The organism is Nocardia sp. NPDC050712, assembly GCF_040654295.1.
Lineage (GTDB): Bacteria > Actinomycetota > Actinomycetes > Mycobacteriales > Mycobacteriaceae > Nocardia.
Genome location: NZ_JBFAHT010000004.1, coordinates 350,575 through 370,310, shown reverse-complemented (window position 1 = coordinate 370,310; position 19,736 = coordinate 350,575). Strand labels below are relative to the sequence as shown.

Here is a 19,736-nt window from a genome sequence, read left to right as displayed (position 1 = left end):
TCCCCGGATCCGGCCGCGAACCCGTAGGGTCAGGGCCCAAAGATCGAGCCACACAGAATGACCCGCGTGTTATGAGTACCAACCTGCCGTACAAGCTGTTCCTGCCGCAGTCGACGCCCTCCATGCATCGCGTCTTCGCGATCTACCAGGATCAGGGCTGGGACGAACTGAAAGCCGTCGCCACCTTCGACGACCGCGCCTCCGCCGTCCGCCTCGCCGACGCCCTCAACGAGCTGCTCGCCGGCGCCGACCTGGCACCGGAGTTCGTGACCGAAGCCCTCGAGGCCGCGCCCCGCCCGGTGCGCGCGCAGGTCGAGCGGATCGCCCGCAAGATCGAAGCCGAGGTCGCCGCCGAGGCGCCGAACACCGACTATCTCGACGCCGTGTCCCGCCCCGCCATCTGCGGTGTCATGCGCTTCCCGCTCGCACCGGGCGGCGCCGACGACGACGCGGACGAGCACATCATCACCCCGCGCACCGCCGAAGCCCTGCGGTATCACGGGGAAATCTACGTCGAGGAACTCAACGCCCTGATCGCGGGCGACGCCGAGGTCTTCCGGCACGAGCTCCCGACGGCCCTGCAACGCCAGAAGGTCCCGTTCCTGAAGCAGTTCGTCACCTGCTTCGAGCACCTGCTGGAATGCTTCGACTCCGGCGCCTGGCCCGAACCGCGCTGTATGGGCGAGGAGATCGCCCTCTGGATCATGGTCGAACGCGCGGCCGAGCAGGTCGAGGAGGAACGCGCCGGCTTCGAAGCCTTCACCTCACCCTCCATCAACGACCTGCCCCGCTCCGAATTCGACTACAACTTCGAGGATCTGACCGACTCCCTCTTCCACGACCAAGAATTCCGCTACGCCGTCCTCGACCAGCCCACCCCCTTCGAAAACGGCGCCCTCAAACACCTCTTCAAGCCCTTCAGCTACCCGGAGCCCCGCCAGCTCACCCTGCGCAAACGCGGATAGTCCGCGCGAATCCGCTTGAGATTGCTAAGGATTCGGGCGTCGCCTACGCTGCAGCAAGCAGCAGAGCTGTAATCGAATCGTTGTAGTGCTGCCATGTACCGGAAGTTGGGGTCCGGTGCCACCGGGGTGATCGTCTCGGTGGCGGTGCGGGAGTAGGAGGGGACGCGTCATGCGTTTCGTTATGTCTGGACCCAGGAAATATCGGTGGCGGCGATTGCTGGCCGCGCTGGCATTGCCGATCGCGAGTGGCGGGCTGGTCCCGGTGTTCGCGCAGGCCGCGCCGGCCGGGGGTTTCGAGGAATTGCTGGTCCCGTCCAGCATGGGCCCGATCAAGGTGCAGGTGCAGTGGGCCAAGCACGGAGGCGGGGCGGCGCTGTATCTGCTCGACGGGATGGCCGCGCGCGACGACAAGAACGCCTGGACCTTCGAGACGAACGCGTTGCAGCAGTTCGCCGAGGACGATGTCACGCTGGTGATGCCGGTCGGCGGGCTGTCGAGCTGGTACCAGGATTGGATCTCGCCCAGTAACACCAACGGCCAGAAGCTGACCTACAAGTGGGAGACGTTCCTGAGCAGGGAACTGCCCGATTTCCTTGCCGGATACGGTGTTTCGAAGACCAACAACGCGGTCGCCGGACTGTCGATGAGCGGCAGCGCCGCCCTGCAACTCGCCGCCTACCACCGCGACCAGTTCAAGTACGCCGCGTCGTATTCGGGCGCTTTGAACATCTCCGCGCCCGGCATGCGCGAAGCCATCCGCGTGGCCGTATTGCGCTGGGGCGCTTACAACATCGACGCGATGGCGCCGCCGTGGAGCCCGCAGTGGCTGCGTATGGACCCGTTCGTTTTCGCACCGCAGCTCAAGGGCCTGCCGATGTACATCTCCGCCGGCAGCGCGCTGCCCGGCGAGTTCAACCGGCCGTCGAATGTCAGCCAGGTCTTCGACACCGGCGTCGGCATGGGCATCGAAGCCGTCACCCTGATGAACACCCGGGCCTTCGAATACCGGCTCAATCAGCTGAAGATCCCCGCCACCTACAGCTTCCCGCCCGCCGGTACGCACACCTGGAAGTACTGGGAGCTGGAGCTCTCGAAGTCCCGCCCGGGCATCCTGGCCGCCCTCGGCGCCTGACCCACCGTGCGGCCGGAGCGCTGGAAACGCTTCGGCCGCAATCGGTTCGAGGGGCGAGCCGTCACACTTCCAGGTCCTCCTCGATGCCCTTGAGGCGATGCCGGGCCAGCGCCAGGTTGCCGCGATTGCGATCCAGGGCGAGATAGAGGAACAGTCCTTTGGATTTTCGGCCGGTCATCGGCCGGATGACGTGGTACTGGCCGGTCAGGGTGATGAGGATGTCCTCGATGTCCTCCTTCAGGCCCAGCTGGTCGATGGTGCGCAGTTTGGCGCGCACCACCTCGGTGTTGCCCGCGGCGGCGGTCTGCAGATCCAGGTTCTTCGAACTGCCGAGCATGCCGAGTGCCATGCCGCTGCCGTAGTCGACGATGGCGGCGCCGACCGCGCCGTCGATCCCCATCATGTCCTTCAACGCGATATCCATATTGCTCATGTCGTTCCTTTCGTTCGGGGGTTGTTCGGTTGGGCCGGTCAAGGTTTGCCCTCGGCCGGGGTCAGATGGCCGGCGATAGCCCGGGCCACCGGACGCGATTCCAGGTGCAGGCGACCGACATTCACGGCCGGTTCGGCCAGGACGGTCAGCGAGGTCCAGCCCGCCGCGTAGATCACGACGTAGCCGTCGGTGCCGTTCACCACGACCTCGTGGAAGCCGCCACCGTGTGCGGTGGCGACCAGGCGGTGTGACACACCGAGCTGCGAAGCAGCCAGTGCCGCAACACCATTGGGTTCGATCTCCGGGGGAAGATCGTGGGCCACCAGGAGCCCGTCGTTCGAGGCGACCAGGGTGCCGGTGAGCTGGGGCATGCGCTCGCGCAGCCCTTTCAGCTCCGCGAGCACCTCCGGGTTCGGCTCGGGTTCGGCTATCGCCACCTTGCTCAACCTTTCTACGAACTGGCCGATCAATGTTTTTCGCACTTTCAATCCAGCTCCTCCAGGGCGGTGCGCAGCCGGGTCAGCAGGTCACGATCGGCCGCATCCCAGCGGTCGGGAGGTTCCGGGATCATTTCCCGGTGGGGCCGGCGTTGCGGCAACGTCAGCTGGCGCGTGCGCGCGGGCGGGCTGACGACGAGTTCGGCTGCGGGCTCGATGGGCGGGCGCACACCGCGGGTCGGTTTCCCTTCGAGCACTTCGAGATTCGGCCGCTCGATCAGCCCCGCGGTGGTCAGTTCGCGCACCGCGACCAGGCAGCCGTAACTGGTCCGGCCGAGATCGTCGGCGATCCCCGTGACACTGCGCCGCGCGTCGGCGGTGGCCAGTACCTCGGCCTGGCTGCCGGTGAGTACCACGCGATGGTGCCGAACCCGCCGGACCGGCACCACGGGCGCCCGATCGACCAGTTCGGCGGGCCACGGTCCGGACTCCGCGTGGCTGCGTCGCGCGCACTCGTTCACCAGCGTGTGCGGCGGTATCCGGCAGACCGGCGCCAGCCAGTGCGGCGGCGCGGGCTGGAATTGCGGCACCCCCGGCGAGGCGAGCAGGAAGAAGGCGGCGTCGAAAACCGCAAGCAGCGCAATGGTTTCCAGCCGGGGGGCGCCCAGGATGCGATCGGGGTCGTCCTGGATGGCGTCGCGCCAGGTCTCGGCGGTGGCGACGCCCGCGGCGATGACGAGCCGGTCGAGACCGGGTGTCCGTTGACAGTCGACGCAGGTGACCGCGCCCTCGGTGAGATGGAAGGTGCCGTCGCCGACGCACAGCACCCCGGTGCGCCGTTCGTCCTCGGCGCGTTGCAGTTCGGCCGCGAGCTCAATTCCCATGACCGTCTCCGGCCAACTCGCTCAGAATTGTCCGTAGTCGGAAGCGGGCGATCGCCAGATTGCCGGTGTCTTTGAAGAGCACATGCACGAACAGCCGGCCGTCGAAGTCGCCGTTCACCAGATTGAGCAAATGGAATCCCCCGGTTCCGCACACGATGATCTCGTGGATATCGCCGCCGCCGTCGGTCGAAGCCAGCGCGGGGCAGCCCAGCACCCCGCGGACCACATCGGTGACGACGGCGGCGCCTTCGTGCTCGTCGACCAGTTCGTGGCTGCCCGCCGCCGCGATCGCCAGCCCGCTCGCACCGTCCACCAGGGTCACGCTGCGCGCCCCCGGAATGCACATGATGCGATCTAGGTATTCGTCGATCCCCGTCACCGCGCGCCCCGTCTCACAGCCGGCCCGCCTCCCGGACTATCCGTCTGGCCTGGGCGAACAGCATGCCCACGTTCACCGACTTGCGGCACACCACGACCACCACGATGTCGTCGCGGTGCGGCGTGCGGATGAACAGGTGGGCCAGGTTCTCGCTGTTCACCAGGACCTCCTGGAAGTAGTGCTGGTCGCTCTGCACGCCGCGCCGTTCCTTCCAGATGTCCTCGATCATCACGACATTGCGGCCTTGGAACAGTTCCAGCGTCGCCGCCGCGAGCAGGTCCAAGACCTCGGCCGGGTGGTTGTCGACGGTCTGGACCGCCAGCAGCATGCCCGTCGACATATCGATGGCGCCCGCCGCGAGACAATCCGGTACATCGGCTCTGAGCACTTTGACCAGGAGACCGATCCGGTCGGTCATATTGGCCTGGGGGCTGTTCATCAGGTCCCTTCTGCGGCCCGCTGCCCGGGCCCGGGTGGATAGAGTTCGTTGATGCCGCTGGCGTCGCGCCGGCGCCGCGGCAGCGTCGCGGTGTCGACGTAGGGATCTCGATCTGTCACCCCCACAACACCTTTCGCGTTCCACCAGGACACCTCCACGGTGATCGGGTACAGGCCGCGGCCCAGCAGGAACGCGAGGTCCCGGCAGGTGCGCCGCCCGTTGATCCGCAGCAGGATCTCGCGCCGCGGTCCGGCTTCCTCGTCCCGGAGCGCTGTTTCGCCCAGCGCCGTACGCACCAGGTGATCTCGATGCGGGGCGATGTGGCCGGGCGCGATACCGCGCAGCCGCCGCGTGATCTCGGCCTCGAGCAGTTCGGGCTCCAGGCCGGAGCCGGGATCGGGGACTGCCCGCTGGGCCTCGGTCTTCGCCCAGAAACAGTCACCGATCCAGCCGGCCGCCACCGCGAATGCCGCATCCAGCGTCGCCGTCGAATGCAGTACCCGCAATTCCACCGAACCCGGCGCCCGGCGCCCCGGTTGTGCCAATAATTCGGGCACACCGGGGGCGCCTGGTGAATTCACCGCGATTATGATTCCGCGCAGCACATGAAATTCGCCGCCCGGCTCACCGGTGACTCGCAATATTCCGCTGCGCCGTTCTCTCGACGCACCGGTCAATATTCCGATCACACTGTCGATGGTCGGACTTTCCGATACCGCAGGCCGCCCGGTGCGGGCAGCGGGGCCGGTCGTCATGATTCGACTCCGGTAGCAGGTAGCGCAGCCGCCCGGCATCGACGACTCGATCGGCTTGATGTCGATCTCAGACGGGCCGGTCGGTTTACCAACGGCCCCGTCAGAGCGTTATAAATCAGGTAATGGTCGCATGCATAAGCTATTCATCAAACGTCCCCAGAAATTGTAGAAATACGATCCGCAAAGAATCGAAATGGTCCCGGCTCCGAGTTATTCAGCCGGTGTGGGTAACATCCTGGCAGCCCCAACGCTTTGAAGCAACAACTTCCGGCAAATTAATTACATACCTTTTGGTCGATTTGCTGGCTAACTCTTCACAAATCGGACATCGAGTGAGAAAGGCCAGGTCGCGGGCGTGGGCTCGGCGGGCCGGAGTGGCAGGATCGGCTTAGCGGGGACGATCCGCTCCCGTGTGGCTTCCGGGGAGCGGCGGCGTCAGAGCGCTACCGGCTAGTTGGTAGCAGCGTTATGACACCGCGGGGCGTGCCCAGTGCCTCAGCCGGCCGGCGGTTGCGCGGGTGTGGGTAGTGCGGATCGCTGGTGCCGGGGTGTCAGACGCTTCAGGTGAGCGGCTGGGAAACGCACGCCTCGGGGATCGAGGAAGACGATGAGATCCACCAGGGCCCTTTGCAGTTCGATCATGCGGTCGAGGCGGGCGGGAGCTGGTTCCATCAGATCGGCGACCTCGGCGCCGAGCCGGGCGAACCAGCGGGTGAACGTAGGTTCGCCGTCGAACCGTTCGACGAACGTCGCGAAGCCGATGCAGTCGTGCCTTCGAAGCTCGTCCTCGATCGGTTCCAGCATGATCTCGCCGATAGCGCGCTGCTGGTCTCGAAAGACGCGTAATGCGCTGGTGGGGAAGCGATGTGTGTCGCCGAACGCGTGGCTGATCCGGTCGAGGCGCTCGACCAGCTCGTGGGTCCGTCCCTGTTCCTGGAGATCCATGAACTGCAACCCGCGTCGCAATATCTCGATCCACCCGAAGTAGCTGCCCAATCGGTACAGCGTGCTGATCTGAGCGTAGAGACGCTCCTCGGGGTCGGAGCTGTTCATGTGCCGCCGCATGAAGTCTGTCTCGACGATGTTGTACAGCCGAGCTTGCAGGTCGAAGGCGGCCAGGAGTATCGGCTCGCGATACCGGCGCACCAGTCCGTCCGAGGCTTCTCGGCGGTCGATGCTCGCCCGGTTCAGCGTCAGCTTGTGCTGCAAGCGGATCGAGCGCCCGGCCGCGAAAGTCGTCACCGCCGCGCTACATACCGCGACGCCGGCCGATATCAGCGCCACCACTACTTCGATCCGCATGCGTCCCGCCCCCACTGCCGTTGCCCACCAAGCGAACTCCCATGCTCTCACTGGCCCGGCGTCGATGGATCATCGAGCGGCGCACGCCGACACCTGCTCGCGCAAATGCGACAGTCTCGGCTACCCCGGCGGACGCTGGTACGCGTCGATCGTCTCTTTGCTCGTGCTCGGACTCTGCAGCACCAGTTCCCATGGGCCGGAATTGATCTCGAAATCCTTGCCGAACCCGAGCCACTTCCCGGCCAGCCGATTGCCCGTCGGATCGGCAAGCAGTTGGAGTGCGCCGTGGTAGCGAGCGCCGCGGTAGTAGCCATCCACGGCAGTGCGCTCAGCCCAGGTGCCCGTGCCGACGTTGCCCTCGAGCGTGAGATCGAGTTCGATCGTCGACGGCGAGGAACCGGGCAGGCTGCGAACGGTGACCTGACTTCCGTGCTGCAGCGCCACCGCGTAATGCGTGACAGTGAAAGAGGATTCGCGTCCACTGGAGTAGTACTTGTAGCGCGACAGCCACACCCCGGAGTAGTCGCCGGTAGCGCGAGCCAGGGGCGCCGCGGCAGTGCCGGCCCCTCCGCTCGGTGACTCGACCTCGTGGCTGCGGTCGAACACGCCGCCGATGTCGCGCCCGGCGCGGACGATGCCGAACCCGAGGGTTTCGATCGGCAGGCCCATCACCTTTTCCAGAGCTCGGGCGTGGGTCGGGCGCGGCTGTGTGGTCGCTCCGGACTCCCAGCGCTGTACGAGCCGCTTCGTCGCACTGGCGCATCCGGCCTCGCGCAGCGCCCGGGCCAAATCGTCCTGACTCATGATCCGGGCCGTACGCGCGGCGCGCAGTGCCGTATTCGGAATGGTCCGCATGGTTGCCACGGTAACCCGAATGACGCCCAAATGTCGCCCCGAATACGGCCTGATCGACACCCGCATCGTCGTCGCGGCAACACATCGTCGACACGCAGTGTTGGCCTGGCTCCCCGTGGCCGGGTCGAGCGTCCATCCACGAGAGAGGGCGAAACAGTGTGGGGCCAGAACTCATCGATACCGAAGCAACCGACCGTATGGGACATCATCAACCGGTTGGCGCGCGAAGCGGAGCAGCAGGGCCGACCATCCCCGGTGCTCGACCACCGCGCGCCGCGGAATGCGTTGACGATCGACCAAGCGCACATGGTCTTACAACTGCACCGAGCGTGCGAGCGATGGCAGTGTCCGCGCAAGGCCACGGCGTGGAACGTTCTCGTCGCAGCCGGCCGAATTATCCCGCGCCCGCCGAACGAGTCGATGTGACCGACGTATCCCTGGATCACCCACGTAGGCCGCATCTGACCTAGTTCAGTCGAGGCTGCTGGGTAAGTCGGAACGGGAGCGGGCGAGCCTATGGTGTGGTGCGTGCGGTCGTGCCGGGTGGACCACATGCCTCACGGTTCTAGAGGCTGCGTGGCGGGAATGGCCGCCTAGTCAATAGCGTGCTTCGGGAATGCATCAATGTTGAGGAACACATGCAGAACAAGCATGATCACTGGCCTGGCTGTGCGCATCTTCAGTCCGGTAAGGTCGGCCGGAAGATCGCGGTGAAGCCATAGAGTGTTCGCCATACTGGGAGTGCGTAGGGTGGGGAGTGCAGCTTTGACCGGTATCGCGAAGACATTGTGGGTGCTGATTGCAGGCCTGGGGGCCGTCCTGTTCGTAGCGGCGGTCGTGGGCCTCGGTGTCGCGCTCGCGATGCTGACCGATCAGGATTTCGCTGTGACTCTCGCGCTGCCGATTAGTGCTGGGATCGGGATGCTGCTATGGATCTTGATATTGGGCATAGTGTGGCGATGCAGACGAGCTTATCTACATCGGACAGGCGCGAGAGTTACGGCGCTGGTGGATGTTTCTACCTATCGGCGGGTGTATAGAGCCAGCGGTTTCCATCAGCACCGCGTCAGTATAGAAGCCACGGCTACGCATCCAGAAACAGGAGTCGATCAGCGACTACGGAAGGATTACATCTTCTCAGATCTTCGACGAAGGCGGGCTACAGCGTTCCAAGCGAGACTTTCGCAAGGAAGCATGGTTCCTGTCCTCCTGCGCGGGCGGGCCATGGCGCTGGACCTGTCAGAGCGTCCAACCTGGACCGATATCTGGTAGTCCTTATCGCACAGGTGAAGTAGAGGCCGAACGTCTTTTAGTTCTATACCAGCCAGCTGTCAGGAGTGTGGTTCTCCTCATCGTAGTCATCATATAAATGTTGATAGTTTTGCGGTGGCGAGGGGATCTGCTGAGGTTCGGGCTCCGGGAACAGTTGCCAGCTGAATAAAGGCGAATTCTTGAGTTCCAGCACCTCTGGTGGCAGCGGGCGTGCAAGCTCAATGTCGGACCACTTCGACTCGCCACGTTGCACCCGGGCGGCGTACGCCTGCAGCGCAGGGGAGGCGTCCGGCATCGTGGCAAGGCTGGACATATATCTGTCGTTCACCTCGGCCGGCTCCTCGAGTATCGCCTGGACGTCGAGATTCTGCGCCCTGATCACCGCTGTGTCGAGATCGGCGATCGCGGCCCGGACCGCGCGAACGGCTTCTTCTACGGCCGGATCAAGGTCCGGCTCCCGATCGCTCGACCATACCGGTTTCATGCATCCGCCCAGGGGTCTCTGCCGGACCCGACCTCGAAGTCGTTCTTCGGCCGGTTCAGCGTGCTGTTCAAATTGGCAATTTTTGCCACATCGTCTGCCACGGCGGCGCGTTTGAGATACGGCTGAATCTTCTGCTCCAACACTTCTGTGACCTTGGCTTTCCCAGCAGCGGCGGGATCTTTGATGACTTCCAAGAGGTGCATGATCTGATCGCGAAGTTTGGTTATCTCCAAAACCATATCGATGGTGCCCTTGATGATTTCGTAAAGACGGGTGCCGATCTCGCGAATCTCATTTGCTGTTCCCACGACGGGGATCTTGTTGGCGACGAACCGGAGAGCGCCTTCGAGGCTGGTTATTTTGATCCGCGACTCGAGAAGTTTCTTTATCTGCTCGATGATCCATTTTACGGCATTGCGGATTTTGTCTGCGGCCAGCCCTAGGATGTCAGCGATAATGCGCCCGACGGGCCCCTCCCACTTCATTGCGGCAGATTGAGCTACTGCCCAATCGCCGAAAGCCAGGCGGGCCTTTCCGTCCCAGTGTGGGTCCACTTTGGCCAGGCCGGCATCCAAATTTTTACCGGATGCTTCCATTGCATTTCCGGCGATTTTATAGGCTTCGCCGATGCGTCGCACCTCATTCCAGTTTCCTGGAATCGGATTCAATGCTTTGCCCATGACATCGATTTCATTCCCGGCCATACGGGTAATGCTCTTGATTGCGTCATTAATCTGGCCAAGCGGCGGAAACACCTCGGCGATCAGTGCGGCGGTGTCTTCTTTATTGGCAGTGGGTACTGCGAGATCGACATTTTCGGCTTTAGGATACGAGGCCGAGCCCTCATACTCCAGCGTATAGCCGGCAGATTCCTGATCGCTCGATACTGGGACCGACTCGCGGGTGGCCAGATTCACCTTGTGCTTGTTCAGCGCTTCGTAGGTTTGCTGGTCCTTGCTATGGTACATCCAGGCTGCAGTTTTTAATTCGCTGGCAGATTCGCCAGTTATGATGGCGATATCGCCCATTCGCCGCTGAGTAGCCGTCGCGGCTGCTTCGATATATGGTATCAACTCGTCGATGATCGGACCCGACAGCCAGTCGGCAGCTGGCCCATTTTTGGCAATGTAGTTCGAAGCGGCTGTGCAATCTTCGCCGATTTCTTTGACGAGTACACTTAGGCCACCGATTTCACTCGGTACGGCTAGAAATGTTTCACTCATTCGAACCCCGGAATTCTAAATCTCAAACTTCGGCCGAACTCTTCTTGTTCGCCCTGATTAGACGACTTACACTTCGTACTTCAGGTAGCGGACGCCGGATTCGATGCACCCCCAACAAGAGACTTCACTCGTTGCGGGAAACCCTACGATGGAGGGGAGGCGTCGTCAAACCCGCGCTCGATAAATTCACGCGTATCGACCGTCGAGGCTGACGGGCTTGCGGCTCACTTCCACGGGACGCGGGCAAGGATGTCGCGAACAGTCGCCCGGTTTCGGGTGCAGAGGTTATCGCTGTCGGTAGGTACTGGCGTGGAGGCGGTCGCACGCAATCGGAGCAGGATGCTGGCCGAGCGATTGTTGCTGTAACCGACGAACGCTACGCAGTCCTCGACGCCGAGCTCGGCAGGGTTTTTGCCGAAAGTCAGTTTGGCGGGGTGGCCGAGTTGTTCTGCCATCCACAATGATTCGGAATCCTGCCCTTGCTGTACCCCGCCCCGTGCAGGGTCTTCTATCCCGAGCGTCACCGCCATCGGGTCGAAGCCGTCGGCGATCCAACTGCAGGTGTCGACCTTCCCGACGATCGTCATATCCGGTTGCAGCCCTTCGTTGCGTGATGGTCGCAGGCCCGATTTGCCAATCAGGCCGGACACTTCTGTGTCCGTGGCGAGTGAGCAGGGATCGAGTCCCTCGAAAGCTGCGGGCGGCTGATACCACTCTGATGGAGGTGGCGTACCTGTGATCCCGGGAACCGTCGCGGTGGCTTCGGGCGGAGTTGTCGGCTCGCTGTCTTCGGAGCACCCAGCCAACGTCGCAGCGGCAGCCAGCGCGACAATGAACAATTGCGCTGGTGACTTCGGGCGATCCGAGATCCGGGTCAAGTGATACTCCTCGATGTTTCGGGCAATGGAGCCATCGGAAGCCCGACCTAGCCGACCCGCCCTTTGGTTCCGGGCCTGAACCCTAGTCGAACCGGTCGTCAATGCGCACTGCCAGGCCGAACAGCGGCGCGGGATCCAGTCCATCAATCGCCGAACTTCACGAAGAAATGTGAGGGCTGGCCGGAGGCCAATGATCGCAAGAAGCGCCAGACCTGCACCTCGCTCGGATTGCGTAGGCAGCTACCGCATGGTGGTCACGGTCTCTAACTAGCCGATGACAGTGTTTTCGCGACCTGGGACCGCGCCGCACTTCTCTGCACTTGGCAAGAGGATTCGCCGAATCGGTTGCAGCGCGCTCGCCGCCGCACGGCCGGACGCAGCGCCAGCTCGGCTCGGCTGGCAGCGCACTGTTATGCCGGGTTTCATGCAGTGAGTGCTGTTGTTTTGATCGACTCTGGGGGTGCGCCATCTCAGGTGGTGCGGGGCAGCAGGCCCTGGGTCAGGTTGGTGACGACTTCGTTGAGAAGTTGTTCGGCGGCGTCCGGGGTGACCATTCCGGAGATGACGAAACTGGCCAGGCCTTGGAGTGAGACCGCGACGGACATGGCGATGCGCAGGGGATCGCCTGCCACGATCTCGCCGCGTGTTTGCGCTTCGGCGGTCAAGGTCACTGGGACGGCGAAGGCCAGTGCTGTCGCGGCCGCCATTTCCGCGCCGGCGGTGGGGCTGTGCTTGCGCGCGAACATCAGTGTCAGCAACGCCGGATTGTCCACGGCGAAGTCCAGATATGTGCGGGCGAGCCGGTGGAAACGCTCGACGAAGGGGAGGTCTGCGTCGGAGGTGCGAAAGGCCGCCCCGAGTCGTTCGAAGCCCGACTGCGCCAAGGCGTCCAGCAGTGCCTGCTTGTCCCGGAAGTGACGGCTGGGCGCGTTGTGGGTGACGCCCACGTCGCGGGCGAGCTGCCGGAGCGAGAGCTGATCCACCCCGGTTTCGCGCAGCGTCTGCTCGGCGCGCTGGAGCAGCTGCTCGCGCAGGTCGCCGTGGTGATACGAGCGGGAGACTTTCATGACGGATGCAGCCTAGTCGATGTGGGCATTGACCACTTTGTGGGCAGTGTCTACATTGGCGGTATGTCGAATACACGCTGGACTACACGGGATCTACCGCGCATGGATGGCCGCACCGTCGTCGTGACCGGGGCCAACAGTGGGCTCGGGCTGGTGACGAGCCGGGAATTGGCGCAAGTCGGCGCGCGGGTCGTACTCGCGGTGCGGGACACCGAACGCGGTGCGGCCACGGCACGGGAGATCGGTGGTGCCACCGAGGTGCGAAAACTCGATCTGGCCGATCTCGGCTCGATCCGGGCCTTCGCCGAGCAGTGGTCCGAACCGATCGATGTGCTGATCAACAATGCCGGAATCATGATGGTCCCCGAGGGCCGCACCGCCGACGGTTTCGAGCGCCAGTTCGGCACCAACCATCTCGGTCACTTCGCCCTGACCAATCTGCTCCTCCCGCACCTGACCGACCGCGTGGTGACGGTGTCCTCGCAGGCGCACCGCCGCGGCCGGATCGACCTCGCCGATCTGAACTGGAAGACACGGCCCTACAGTCCGAGTGGCGCGTACGGCCAGTCCAAACTCGCCAATCTGCTCTTCACCCTCGAATTGCAGCGCCGGTTGACCGCCGTCGGCGCACCGCTGCGTGCGGTCGCCGCGCACCCGGGCTGGGCGGCGACGAATTTGCAGGGCCACACCCAGAACCCGATCGCACACCTCGCAATGTCTGTGGGCAACAAGCTGATCGCCCAGGACGCCACCGCAGGCGCCTTGCCGACCTTGTTCGCCGCCACCCAGGACCTCCCGCCCGCCGCCTACATCGGCCCCGACGGCTTCTACGAATACCGCGGCTACCCGAAGCCGGTGGGCCGCTCCGATGACGCATCGAATTCCGAACTCGCGCAGGAACTCTGGAGCGCTTCCGAGAAGCTGACCGGCGTGACCTTTCCGATCACGGCCGAGTAGTCGATCGCTTTTCCCCGTTAGTCGGACGCGCGAGGGATAACTCCGAACCCGCGGACCACCCCGATGTACGGCACCACGCCTGCCGTGCACTCTCGACCAGTGGCAGCTCTATCCACCCACTCAGCGCAAGTGCGTGCGGCGGGAAAGGGTGCGCCAAGATGCCGCGGCGGTGATCCACGCCGCGCTCATGAAGTGGGAACCCGATCACCGGCCCGGAAGGGCATCCGGTGACTTAACGACAACCTATCGACAGTTCGTCGTTCTCTGATACGATTTCGGCCCCTGACCAATCCGCTTTCGCGCTGGTCAGGGGCCAATTCGGCTCCCCCATCTGGACTCGAACCAGAAACCTGCCGATTAACAGTCGGCTGCTCTGCCAATTGAGCTATAGGGGATTACTTGGCGGCTCGTCCGTGCTGGGCGGGCCGAGATGAAACTTTAGCGTACGGTTGCGGTGGTTCCCAAATCGTGGGTCTACCTGGGGGAACGTGTGCTTTGCTGCGGTGGTGCGGTGCCGCACCCGGGGCTGATTGGTGGGGTCTGTGAGCAATGTTACGTCGGTGAGTTGGTGGGGGCGGGCGAGAGAGTTGCCGACGCGCCCTGGGCGGATCGACAGTTGTCGGTGGCTTCGGGCAGGATAGGGGCGCGCACAGGCGAATTGGGAGGAGCTCTACGAGATGCTGCGGTTGATTATCGGCGTGGCTGCCGGGTACGTGCTCGGTACCAAGGCCGGCCGGGTCCGGTATGAGCAGATCAGCGCGGCGACGCGGGCGGTGACGGGCAGTCCGGTGACTCGGAAGCTGGTGCAGGTCGGGCGGCAGAAGCTGTCGGATCGGCTGAGTACGCGGCCGCAATTGGAGCCGATGGAGCCGTTGGACGAGCGGACCACCGTGCTGGTGCCGCACGATCAGCTGCGCCGCTGATCTGATTCGGCGGCGCTGCAAGGAATTTGTAACCCGCCCGCACATCGGCGGTCTCTAATCTGACCGCATGTATGCGGGGAACTGCCCGGTGTGTGGGCGAAATGATCAGTGCCAGAAGGTATCCGCGATCCACGCGGCCGGGACGGCGCGGGCGCGGGGCTATACCTATGACCATCGGCGCCGCCGCCACACCACGACCGTCAGTCAGACGGCGCTGGCGGCGCGGCTGTCACCGCCGGTGCTGCACTCTGATGTCACCGGCGCCGTCCGGGCGGTCATGATGCTGGCGCTCGGCCTGTTCGCGCATCTGTGTGTCGGCGCGATGATCCACGACTCGGGCGACGCACTGGCCGCGGCCGTCTTCGCGCCGCTGTGGCTGTCGGTGTGGTTCATCGTCCCCAGCGCACTGGTGCTGACGGTCAATCTGCTGCGCTCGCGCCGCCTGAACGCCGATCTGCCGCGCCGTCGAGCGATCTGGCAGGTGTGGAACACCCTCTACTTCTGCGCGCGCGACGACGTGGCGTTCGCGCCCGGCGGCCGGCCGTTCCATCCCAGCCAGCTACCGGGCTTCATGCAGACCACGACTGGGCCGTTCACCGACCTCGTCCGGGTGTGACTCAGCCCGCGACGAAGTCGTCGGAGTTGCCCATGGCCTGGGTGAGCAGGCTCTTGCGGTACTGCTCCAGGGCGACGAGATCGCCGAACAGGGCCATGTAGGTGTCGGGCTCATCGGTGGACGACAGCCGCTGCAGACGGGATTTCAGCTCCGCGACCTGGCGTCCGACCCAGGCCTCCTGAGCGCGGGCCAGCACGCCGGTGATGAACCGGGGGATGTCGTTGGACGACTTCACCGGCAGCGACTCGTTGGAGAGCTCGGAGACGAACGCCTGCAGGGTCAGGTCGTCGGTGCCGTCGGTGACGGCGTTGATCCATTCGGCCCCGCCGAGCCCGCTGGACGCCCCGCCGGCTTCGGCGATCATGGCGCGCACCGCGGAGTAGGCCGGGTGGGTGAAGGCCTCGGGATCCAGCGAGTCGAAGACCGGACCGGCGATCGACGGGTACTGCAGGGCCGCGCACAGCACTTGGCGTTGCGGGCGCAGGACCGGGTCGTTCGGATTCGGGCGGGCCGCGGGATGCTCGGCGACCGCGGGTGCGTTCGACGCCGCGGCGCGGCCCGAGCCGCGGGCGGGCGGGCCGGTGCGGGAGCGCTTGGCCTCGTCGCCGACCCGGCGGACGATGGACTGGATGTCGTCCCAGCCGACCCAGCCGGCCAGCCGGGTGGCGTAGGCCTTGCGGGTGGCGTTGTCCTTGATCTGCGCGACCACGGGGACCGCGCGCCGCAGCGCCTCCACCTGGCCTTCCACCTGATCGAGGTTGTGGTCGGCGAGCAGGCCGCGAATCACGAACTCGTACAGCGGGGTTCGGCGGGCGATCAGATCGCGGATCGCGCCGTCGCCGGAGTGCTGGCGCAGCTCGCACGGATCCTGGCCGTCGGGGGCGATGGCGATGTAGGTCTGCCCGGCCAGGCGCTGGTCGCCGGAGAAGGCTTTCAGGGCGGCGGCTTGACCGGCGGCGTCGCCGTCGAAGGTGTAGATGATCTCGCCGCGCCAGAAGTTGTCGTCCATCAGCAGGCGGCGCAGGATCGCCATGTGCTCTTCGCCGAACGCGGTGCCGCAGGAGGCGACGGCGGTTTTCACGCCGGCCAGGTGCATGGCCATGACGTCGGTGTAGCCCTCGACGACCACCGCCTGATGGCCCTTGGCGATATCGCGTTTGGCGTGGTCCAGGCCGAACAGCACCTGAGACTTCTTGTACAGCACCGTTTCCGGGGTGTTGATGTACTTGCCGGGCATGGTGTCGTCGTCGAAGATCTTGCGCGCGCCGAACCCGATGACCTCGCCGCCGAGATTGCGGATCGGCCACAGCAGGCGGCGGTGGAATCGGTCGATCGGGCCGCGTTTGCCCTGCTTGGACAGGCCGGCGGCTTCCAGCTCCTTGAACTCGAAACCCTTGCGCAGCAGGTGCTTGGTGAGGGTGTCCCAGCCGTCGGGGGCGTAGCCGCAGCCGAACTGCTGGGCCGCGTTGCCGTCGAAGTTGCGGTCGGTCAGGTACTTGCGGGCGGCCTCGGCCTCGGGTTCGCGCAGCTTGGCCATGTAGTACTCGTGCGCGGCGGCGTTGGCGGCGACGAGCCGGGTGCGGGTGCCCCGGTCGCGCTGCACCGAGGTGCCGCCACCCTCGTAGTTGATCTGGTAGCCGATGCGATCGGCCATCTGCTCGACTGCTTCGACGAACCCGACGTGTTCGATCTTCTGCAGGAACTTGTAGACATCGCCGCCCTCACCACAACCGAAGCAGTGGAAAACGCCGATGTGCGGGCGAACGTGAAACGAGGGTGACTTCTCGTCGTGGAAGGGGCACAACCCCTTCTCCGAGTCGGCGCCCGCGCGCTTGAGGGCGACGTACTCACCGACGACGTCTTCGATCCGAACCCGTTCGCGTATCGCCGCGATATCGCGATCTGGGATTCGTCCGGTCACGGCAAGAGTCTAGGCCAATCGATCACCGACACGCCCACCGGCTACGTCACCGACCCAGGCCCGCGGCCACCCGCTCGAGCCGACTTTCGGTGTAGGAGGCGATCTGGTCGACGATGACGCGAACGCGGGCCGTATCGTCGTCGGCCGCCTTCCACCAGGGCAGTAGCACCGGGTCCAGCCCGAGGGGCGCGATGTCGAGCAGATGGGCGGCGACGGCGTGCACGCGGGCGCGCTGGTCGTCCTGGCGGCGGCGGTGCGCCACATCGGACATCACGTAGTGCAGGGCGACGGTTTTGAGCATCGCGACCTCGGCGGCGACAACGGCGGGGACCTCGAGGTCGGCGGCGTACCGGGTGAGCGGGCCGGGCCCGGCGATCAGGCGGGTGGCGGTGATGGCGGCGGTGGCGAAGCGACCGACCAGTTCGCTGGTGAGCTGTTTCAGGGCGACCGAGCTGGCGAAGCCGGCGTCGTAGTCGGCGGCCGCGGCGACCACGGGAAGATCGGAGAGGCGATGGGCGGCGGCGACCAGGTCGTCGACCGAGAGCGTGGGATGGCGCTGGTGCCCGACGCGAGCCAGTTCGGTCTGCACCGCGGAATCGGCTAGGGCGCGTAGGTCGATCCGGCCCGCGATCACGCCGTCCTCGACGTCGTGCACGGAGTAGGCGACGTCGTCGGACCAGTCCATGACCTGGCATTCCAGGCTCTGCGTGCGCTCGGGCGCGCCCGAGCGGACCCAGGCCAGGCGGTCCACGTCGATCGCGTAAGCGCCGTACTTGGTGCCGGGACCCGTTCTGGCCCAGGGATACTTGAGCGCCGAGTCCAGCGCGGCGCGCGTCAGGTTCAGGCCGGCGCTGGTGCCGTCGGGCGCGAGCACCTTGGGTTCGAGGCGGGTGAGGATGCGCAGGTTCTGCGCGTTGCCTTCGAAACCGCCGTGCCGGTCGGCGAATTGGTCGAGAGCCTTCTCCCCGTTGTGGCCGTAGGGCGGGTGGCCGATGTCGTGCGCGAGCCCGGCCGAATCCACCAGGTCGGGATCGCAGCCCAGACCCTCGGCGATGGCGCGGCCGATCTGGGCGACCTCGATCGAATGGGTGAGCCGGGTGCGCGGGGTGTCACCGTCGCGCGGGCCCATCACCTGGGTCTTGTCGGCGAGCCGGCGCAGGGCGGCCGAGTGCAGGACGCGGGCGCGGTCGCGGGCGAACTCGGTGCGATGCCCGGTCTCGCGTTCGGAGGGGCCCAGGGCGGCGGTCTTGGCCTGCTCGGCCACCATCCGCTCCTGGTCGTGTGCGGTATATGTCATCGAATATCACTGCCCCGCTGTGTATTTGAAGTCGGCGGAGAAATGCGTGAGCTGATACCAGAGCAGCGCGCCGGTCTCGCGGGCGATGCCGTGCGCCTGGGATTCGCGGGTGTAGACGGCGGGCCCGGTGCGCGTCGGCGCTGTCCAGGCGTCCAGGCCGGCGTCCCGCGCCATGGTGCGGGTGCGCAGGGAATGCCAAGGGTCGCTGACCAATACGGCCGAGGACAGCTCGCGCTCGTGCATCGCGTCGGCGACGGCCTCGACACTGCGCAGCGTGTCCGAGCCGGTTTCCACGGCCAGGATGTTCTCGCCGGGCACGCCGAGGGTTTCGAGGTAGTTCTTGCCGGAGGCGGCTTCGGTGTACAGGTCACCCTGCTGTTTGCCGCCCACGGTGATCACCCGCGGCGCGACGCCGAGCTTGAACAGTTTCGCGGCCTGATCCAGCCGCGCCTCGAACACCGAGGACGGCGTCCCGGAGTACTGCGCGGCCCCGAGCACCACGATGGCGTCGGCCTTGCGGTAATCCTCGATCCGCGCGACCTGCCAGACCCGTAAACCGGTGCCACCCACCAGCACCAGCCCCATCAGCACGGTCCCGAGCACCAACCGGCGTGCCCACCGGACTAGCCCGGCCCAGAACCCTCGTGGCACGCCGGGACTGGAAGCCGCGTCGGCTCCGGGATGCAAGGTTGGCGAACTCACCAGACCAAGTCTGCCAGCATCCACCGACACCGCCCCCACAAGCGCCACACCGCGCCCGTACGACGCCGCCGGGAGTGCGGTCGGGAAGTGGGACATGACCGTGGCAAACGTCCTCGGTCAGGTCCCACTGACAAACTGTCACCAACCGCGGGCGCGCCACTCGCCGAGCTGCGGGCGTTCGGCGCCGAGGGTGGTGTCGTCGCCGTGACCGGGGTAGACGATGGTGTCGTCGGGGTAGACGTCGAAGAGTTTGGTGGTGACGTCGGTGTAGAGGGTGTCGAAGTCGGTGGGGGATTTGGTCTTGCCGAGGCCGCCGGGAAACAGCGAGTCGCCGGTGAAGAGGTGGGTCCGGCCGGATTCGTCGGTGAGGGCCAGGGCGACGGAGCCGGGGGTGTGGCCGCGCAGGTGCGCGATCCGCAGGCGCAGCTCGCCGATTTCGAGGGTGTCGCCGTCGGCCAGCAGGCGGTCGGGCTGGATCGGCAGGGGTTCGGCATCGAGTTCGTGTGCGGCGGTCGGGACGTTCAGGGCGGCGGCGACGTCCTTCAGGCCCCACCAGTGATCGGGATGCTGATGCGTGGTGACGATCAGCGCGACCTTGCCGGGGACTTCCTGCTCGATCAGCTCCAGGAGGCGCTCGGGCTCGTTGGCGGCGTCGATCAGCAGGGCCGGGCCGGTCACGCACTGCACCAGATAACAGTTGTTGTCCATGCCGCCGACGGAGATCTTGGTGATGCGGGCGTCGGGGAGGTCGCGCTGCTGTGGATTGCCGCCCGGCGACACGTGGCCGGTGTACGGACGGTCGATCGTCATCATTA

At 65.3% G+C, this 19,736-nt stretch carries 21 protein-coding genes and 1 tRNA gene; 5 read left to right on the top strand and 17 right to left on the bottom strand.

Features of this window, described 5'->3' with window-relative positions:
• Window positions 1–71: 71 nt before the first annotated feature.
• Together AB0H76_RS29960 and AB0H76_RS29955 are read left to right on the top strand one after the other, a co-directional pair.
• Window positions 72–965, top strand: coding sequence for a hypothetical protein (locus AB0H76_RS29960; protein ID WP_357330371.1), 894 nt, complete (start codon window positions 72–74; stop codon window positions 963–965).
• 169 nt (window positions 966–1,134) lie between these two features.
• Window positions 1,135–2,097 carry an alpha/beta hydrolase family protein gene (locus AB0H76_RS29955; protein ID WP_357330370.1) on the top strand — a complete coding sequence of 321 codons (963 nt, stop codon included), beginning with the start codon at window positions 1,135–1,137 and terminating at the stop codon, window positions 2,095–2,097.
• A 61-nt stretch (window positions 2,098–2,158) separates the two neighbouring features.
• On the opposite strand, the gene AB0H76_RS29950 is transcribed toward AB0H76_RS29955, so the two are convergent.
• From AB0H76_RS29950 to AB0H76_RS29895, 12 genes are all read right to left on the bottom strand, one after another.
• On the bottom strand, window positions 2,159–2,530 hold the full coding sequence (locus tag AB0H76_RS29950; protein WP_357330369.1) for a hypothetical protein: 372 nt from the start codon (window positions 2,528–2,530) through the stop codon (window positions 2,159–2,161).
• A gap of 38 nt (window positions 2,531–2,568) precedes the next feature.
• Window positions 2,569–2,967: a roadblock/LC7 domain-containing protein gene (locus AB0H76_RS29945; RefSeq protein ID WP_357330368.1), complete on the bottom strand. Its 399-nt coding sequence runs from the start codon at window positions 2,965–2,967 to the stop codon at window positions 2,569–2,571.
• Window positions 2,968–3,014: 47 nt separating this feature from the next.
• Window positions 3,015–3,851, bottom strand: coding sequence for a hypothetical protein (locus AB0H76_RS29940; protein ID WP_357330367.1), 837 nt, complete (start codon window positions 3,849–3,851; stop codon window positions 3,015–3,017).
• Window positions 3,841–4,230 (bottom strand): hypothetical protein, encoded by a 390-nt coding sequence (locus tag AB0H76_RS29935; protein ID WP_357330366.1) that lies wholly within the window; start codon window positions 4,228–4,230, stop codon window positions 3,841–3,843. Before AB0H76_RS29935 ends, AB0H76_RS29940 begins: the two co-directional genes overlap by 11 nt.
• A gap of 13 nt (window positions 4,231–4,243) precedes the next feature.
• A complete protein-coding gene (locus AB0H76_RS29930) occupies window positions 4,244–4,669 on the bottom strand; it encodes a hypothetical protein (protein ID WP_357330365.1) in 426 nt (141 codons plus the stop codon).
• Entirely contained in the window at window positions 4,669–5,250 is a 582-nt protein-coding gene (locus AB0H76_RS29925; protein ID WP_357330364.1) for a hypothetical protein, read from the bottom strand. Before AB0H76_RS29925 ends, AB0H76_RS29930 begins: the two co-directional genes overlap by 1 nt.
• A 669-nt stretch (window positions 5,251–5,919) precedes the next feature.
• Entirely contained in the window at window positions 5,920–6,726 is an 807-nt protein-coding gene (locus AB0H76_RS29920; protein WP_357330363.1) for a hypothetical protein, read from the bottom strand.
• 120 nt (window positions 6,727–6,846) lie between these two features.
• Window positions 6,847–7,581: a helix-turn-helix transcriptional regulator gene (locus AB0H76_RS29915; protein WP_357330362.1), complete on the bottom strand. Its 735-nt coding sequence runs from the start codon at window positions 7,579–7,581 to the stop codon at window positions 6,847–6,849.
• A gap of 1,315 nt (window positions 7,582–8,896) precedes the next feature.
• Entirely contained in the window at window positions 8,897–9,337 is a 441-nt protein-coding gene (locus tag AB0H76_RS29910) for a hypothetical protein (protein WP_357330361.1), read from the bottom strand.
• Window positions 9,334–10,560: a hypothetical protein gene (locus tag AB0H76_RS29905; protein ID WP_357330360.1), complete on the bottom strand. Its 1,227-nt coding sequence runs from the start codon at window positions 10,558–10,560 to the stop codon at window positions 9,334–9,336. Before AB0H76_RS29905 ends, AB0H76_RS29910 begins: the two co-directional genes overlap by 4 nt.
• A 224-nt stretch (window positions 10,561–10,784) precedes the next feature.
• Window positions 10,785–11,438 (bottom strand): hypothetical protein, encoded by a 654-nt coding sequence (locus AB0H76_RS29900; RefSeq protein ID WP_357330359.1) that lies wholly within the window; start codon window positions 11,436–11,438, stop codon window positions 10,785–10,787.
• A 470-nt stretch (window positions 11,439–11,908) separates the two neighbouring features.
• Window positions 11,909–12,505, bottom strand: a complete 597-nt coding sequence (locus tag AB0H76_RS29895) for a TetR/AcrR family transcriptional regulator (RefSeq protein ID WP_357330358.1) — start codon at window positions 12,503–12,505, stop codon at window positions 11,909–11,911.
• Between the two features lie 63 nt (window positions 12,506–12,568).
• Here AB0H76_RS29895 and AB0H76_RS29890 point away from each other — a divergent pair, with 63 nt between their 5' ends.
• On the top strand, window positions 12,569–13,462 hold the full coding sequence (locus AB0H76_RS29890) for an oxidoreductase (protein ID WP_357330357.1): 894 nt from the start codon (window positions 12,569–12,571) through the stop codon (window positions 13,460–13,462).
• 322 nt (window positions 13,463–13,784) lie between these two features.
• Here the strand turns inward: AB0H76_RS29890 and AB0H76_RS29885 are convergent.
• Window positions 13,785–13,857: transfer RNA gene (locus AB0H76_RS29885), tRNA-Asn, on the bottom strand.
• A gap of 282 nt (window positions 13,858–14,139) precedes the next feature.
• Between AB0H76_RS29885 and AB0H76_RS29880 the strand changes: the two genes are divergently transcribed.
• Window positions 14,140–14,385: a hypothetical protein gene (locus AB0H76_RS29880; protein WP_357330356.1), complete on the top strand. Its 246-nt coding sequence runs from the start codon at window positions 14,140–14,142 to the stop codon at window positions 14,383–14,385.
• Between the two features lie 67 nt (window positions 14,386–14,452).
• On the top strand, window positions 14,453–15,001 hold the full coding sequence (locus tag AB0H76_RS29875; protein WP_357330355.1) for a hypothetical protein: 549 nt from the start codon (window positions 14,453–14,455) through the stop codon (window positions 14,999–15,001).
• A 1-nt stretch (window position 15,002) separates the two neighbouring features.
• On the opposite strand, the gene dnaG is transcribed toward AB0H76_RS29875, so the two are convergent.
• The 4 genes from dnaG to AB0H76_RS29855 all read right to left on the bottom strand — a co-directional run bounded on the left by dnaG (window position 15,003) and on the right by AB0H76_RS29855 (window position 19,734).
• Window positions 15,003–16,922 (bottom strand): DNA primase, encoded by a 1,920-nt coding sequence (dnaG, locus tag AB0H76_RS29870; protein WP_357330354.1) that lies wholly within the window; start codon window positions 16,920–16,922, stop codon window positions 15,003–15,005.
• A 46-nt stretch (window positions 16,923–16,968) separates the two neighbouring features.
• Entirely contained in the window at window positions 16,969–18,219 is a 1,251-nt protein-coding gene (locus AB0H76_RS29865; RefSeq protein WP_357330353.1) for a deoxyguanosinetriphosphate triphosphohydrolase, read from the bottom strand.
• A 6-nt stretch (window positions 18,220–18,225) separates the two neighbouring features.
• Entirely contained in the window at window positions 18,226–18,804 is a 579-nt protein-coding gene (locus AB0H76_RS29860; protein WP_357330920.1) for a YdcF family protein, read from the bottom strand.
• A 255-nt stretch (window positions 18,805–19,059) separates the two neighbouring features.
• Window positions 19,060–19,734, bottom strand: coding sequence for an MBL fold metallo-hydrolase (locus AB0H76_RS29855; protein ID WP_357330352.1), 675 nt, complete (start codon window positions 19,732–19,734; stop codon window positions 19,060–19,062).
• Window positions 19,735–19,736: the final 2 nt, after the last annotated feature.

Excerpts from the sequence above, each read along its gene's own strand:
- AB0H76_RS29960 (WP_357330371.1), top strand. The coding sequence starts at position 72 with ATGAGTACCAACCTGCCGTACAAGCTGTTCCTGCCGCAGTCGACGCCC.
- AB0H76_RS29955 (WP_357330370.1), top strand. The coding sequence starts at position 1,135 with ATGCGTTTCGTTATGTCTGGACCCAGGAAATATCGGTGGCGGCGATTG.
- AB0H76_RS29950 (WP_357330369.1), bottom strand. The coding sequence starts at position 2,530 with ATGAGCAATATGGATATCGCGTTGAAGGACATGATGGGGATCGACGGC.
- AB0H76_RS29940 (WP_357330367.1), bottom strand. The coding sequence starts at position 3,851 with ATGGGAATTGAGCTCGCGGCCGAACTGCAACGCGCCGAGGACGAACGG.
- AB0H76_RS29930 (WP_357330365.1), bottom strand. The coding sequence starts at position 4,669 with ATGAACAGCCCCCAGGCCAATATGACCGACCGGATCGGTCTCCTGGTC.
- AB0H76_RS29920 (WP_357330363.1), bottom strand. The coding sequence starts at position 6,726 with ATGCGGATCGAAGTAGTGGTGGCGCTGATATCGGCCGGCGTCGCGGTA.
- AB0H76_RS29915 (WP_357330362.1), bottom strand. The coding sequence starts at position 7,581 with ATGCGGACCATTCCGAATACGGCACTGCGCGCCGCGCGTACGGCCCGG.
- AB0H76_RS29910 (WP_357330361.1), bottom strand. The coding sequence starts at position 9,337 with ATGAAACCGGTATGGTCGAGCGATCGGGAGCCGGACCTTGATCCGGCC.
- AB0H76_RS29905 (WP_357330360.1), bottom strand. The coding sequence starts at position 10,560 with ATGAGTGAAACATTTCTAGCCGTACCGAGTGAAATCGGTGGCCTAAGT.
- AB0H76_RS29895 (WP_357330358.1), bottom strand. The coding sequence starts at position 12,505 with ATGAAAGTCTCCCGCTCGTATCACCACGGCGACCTGCGCGAGCAGCTG.
- AB0H76_RS29890 (WP_357330357.1), top strand. The coding sequence starts at position 12,569 with ATGTCGAATACACGCTGGACTACACGGGATCTACCGCGCATGGATGGC.
- AB0H76_RS29880 (WP_357330356.1), top strand. The coding sequence starts at position 14,140 with ATGCTGCGGTTGATTATCGGCGTGGCTGCCGGGTACGTGCTCGGTACC.
- AB0H76_RS29875 (WP_357330355.1), top strand. The coding sequence starts at position 14,453 with ATGTATGCGGGGAACTGCCCGGTGTGTGGGCGAAATGATCAGTGCCAG.
- AB0H76_RS29865 (WP_357330353.1), bottom strand. The coding sequence starts at position 18,219 with ATGACATATACCGCACACGACCAGGAGCGGATGGTGGCCGAGCAGGCC.
- AB0H76_RS29860 (WP_357330920.1), bottom strand. The coding sequence starts at position 18,804 with ATGGGGCTGGTGCTGGTGGGTGGCACCGGTTTACGGGTCTGGCAGGTC.
- AB0H76_RS29855 (WP_357330352.1), bottom strand. The coding sequence starts at position 19,734 with ATGATGACGATCGACCGTCCGTACACCGGCCACGTGTCGCCGGGCGGC.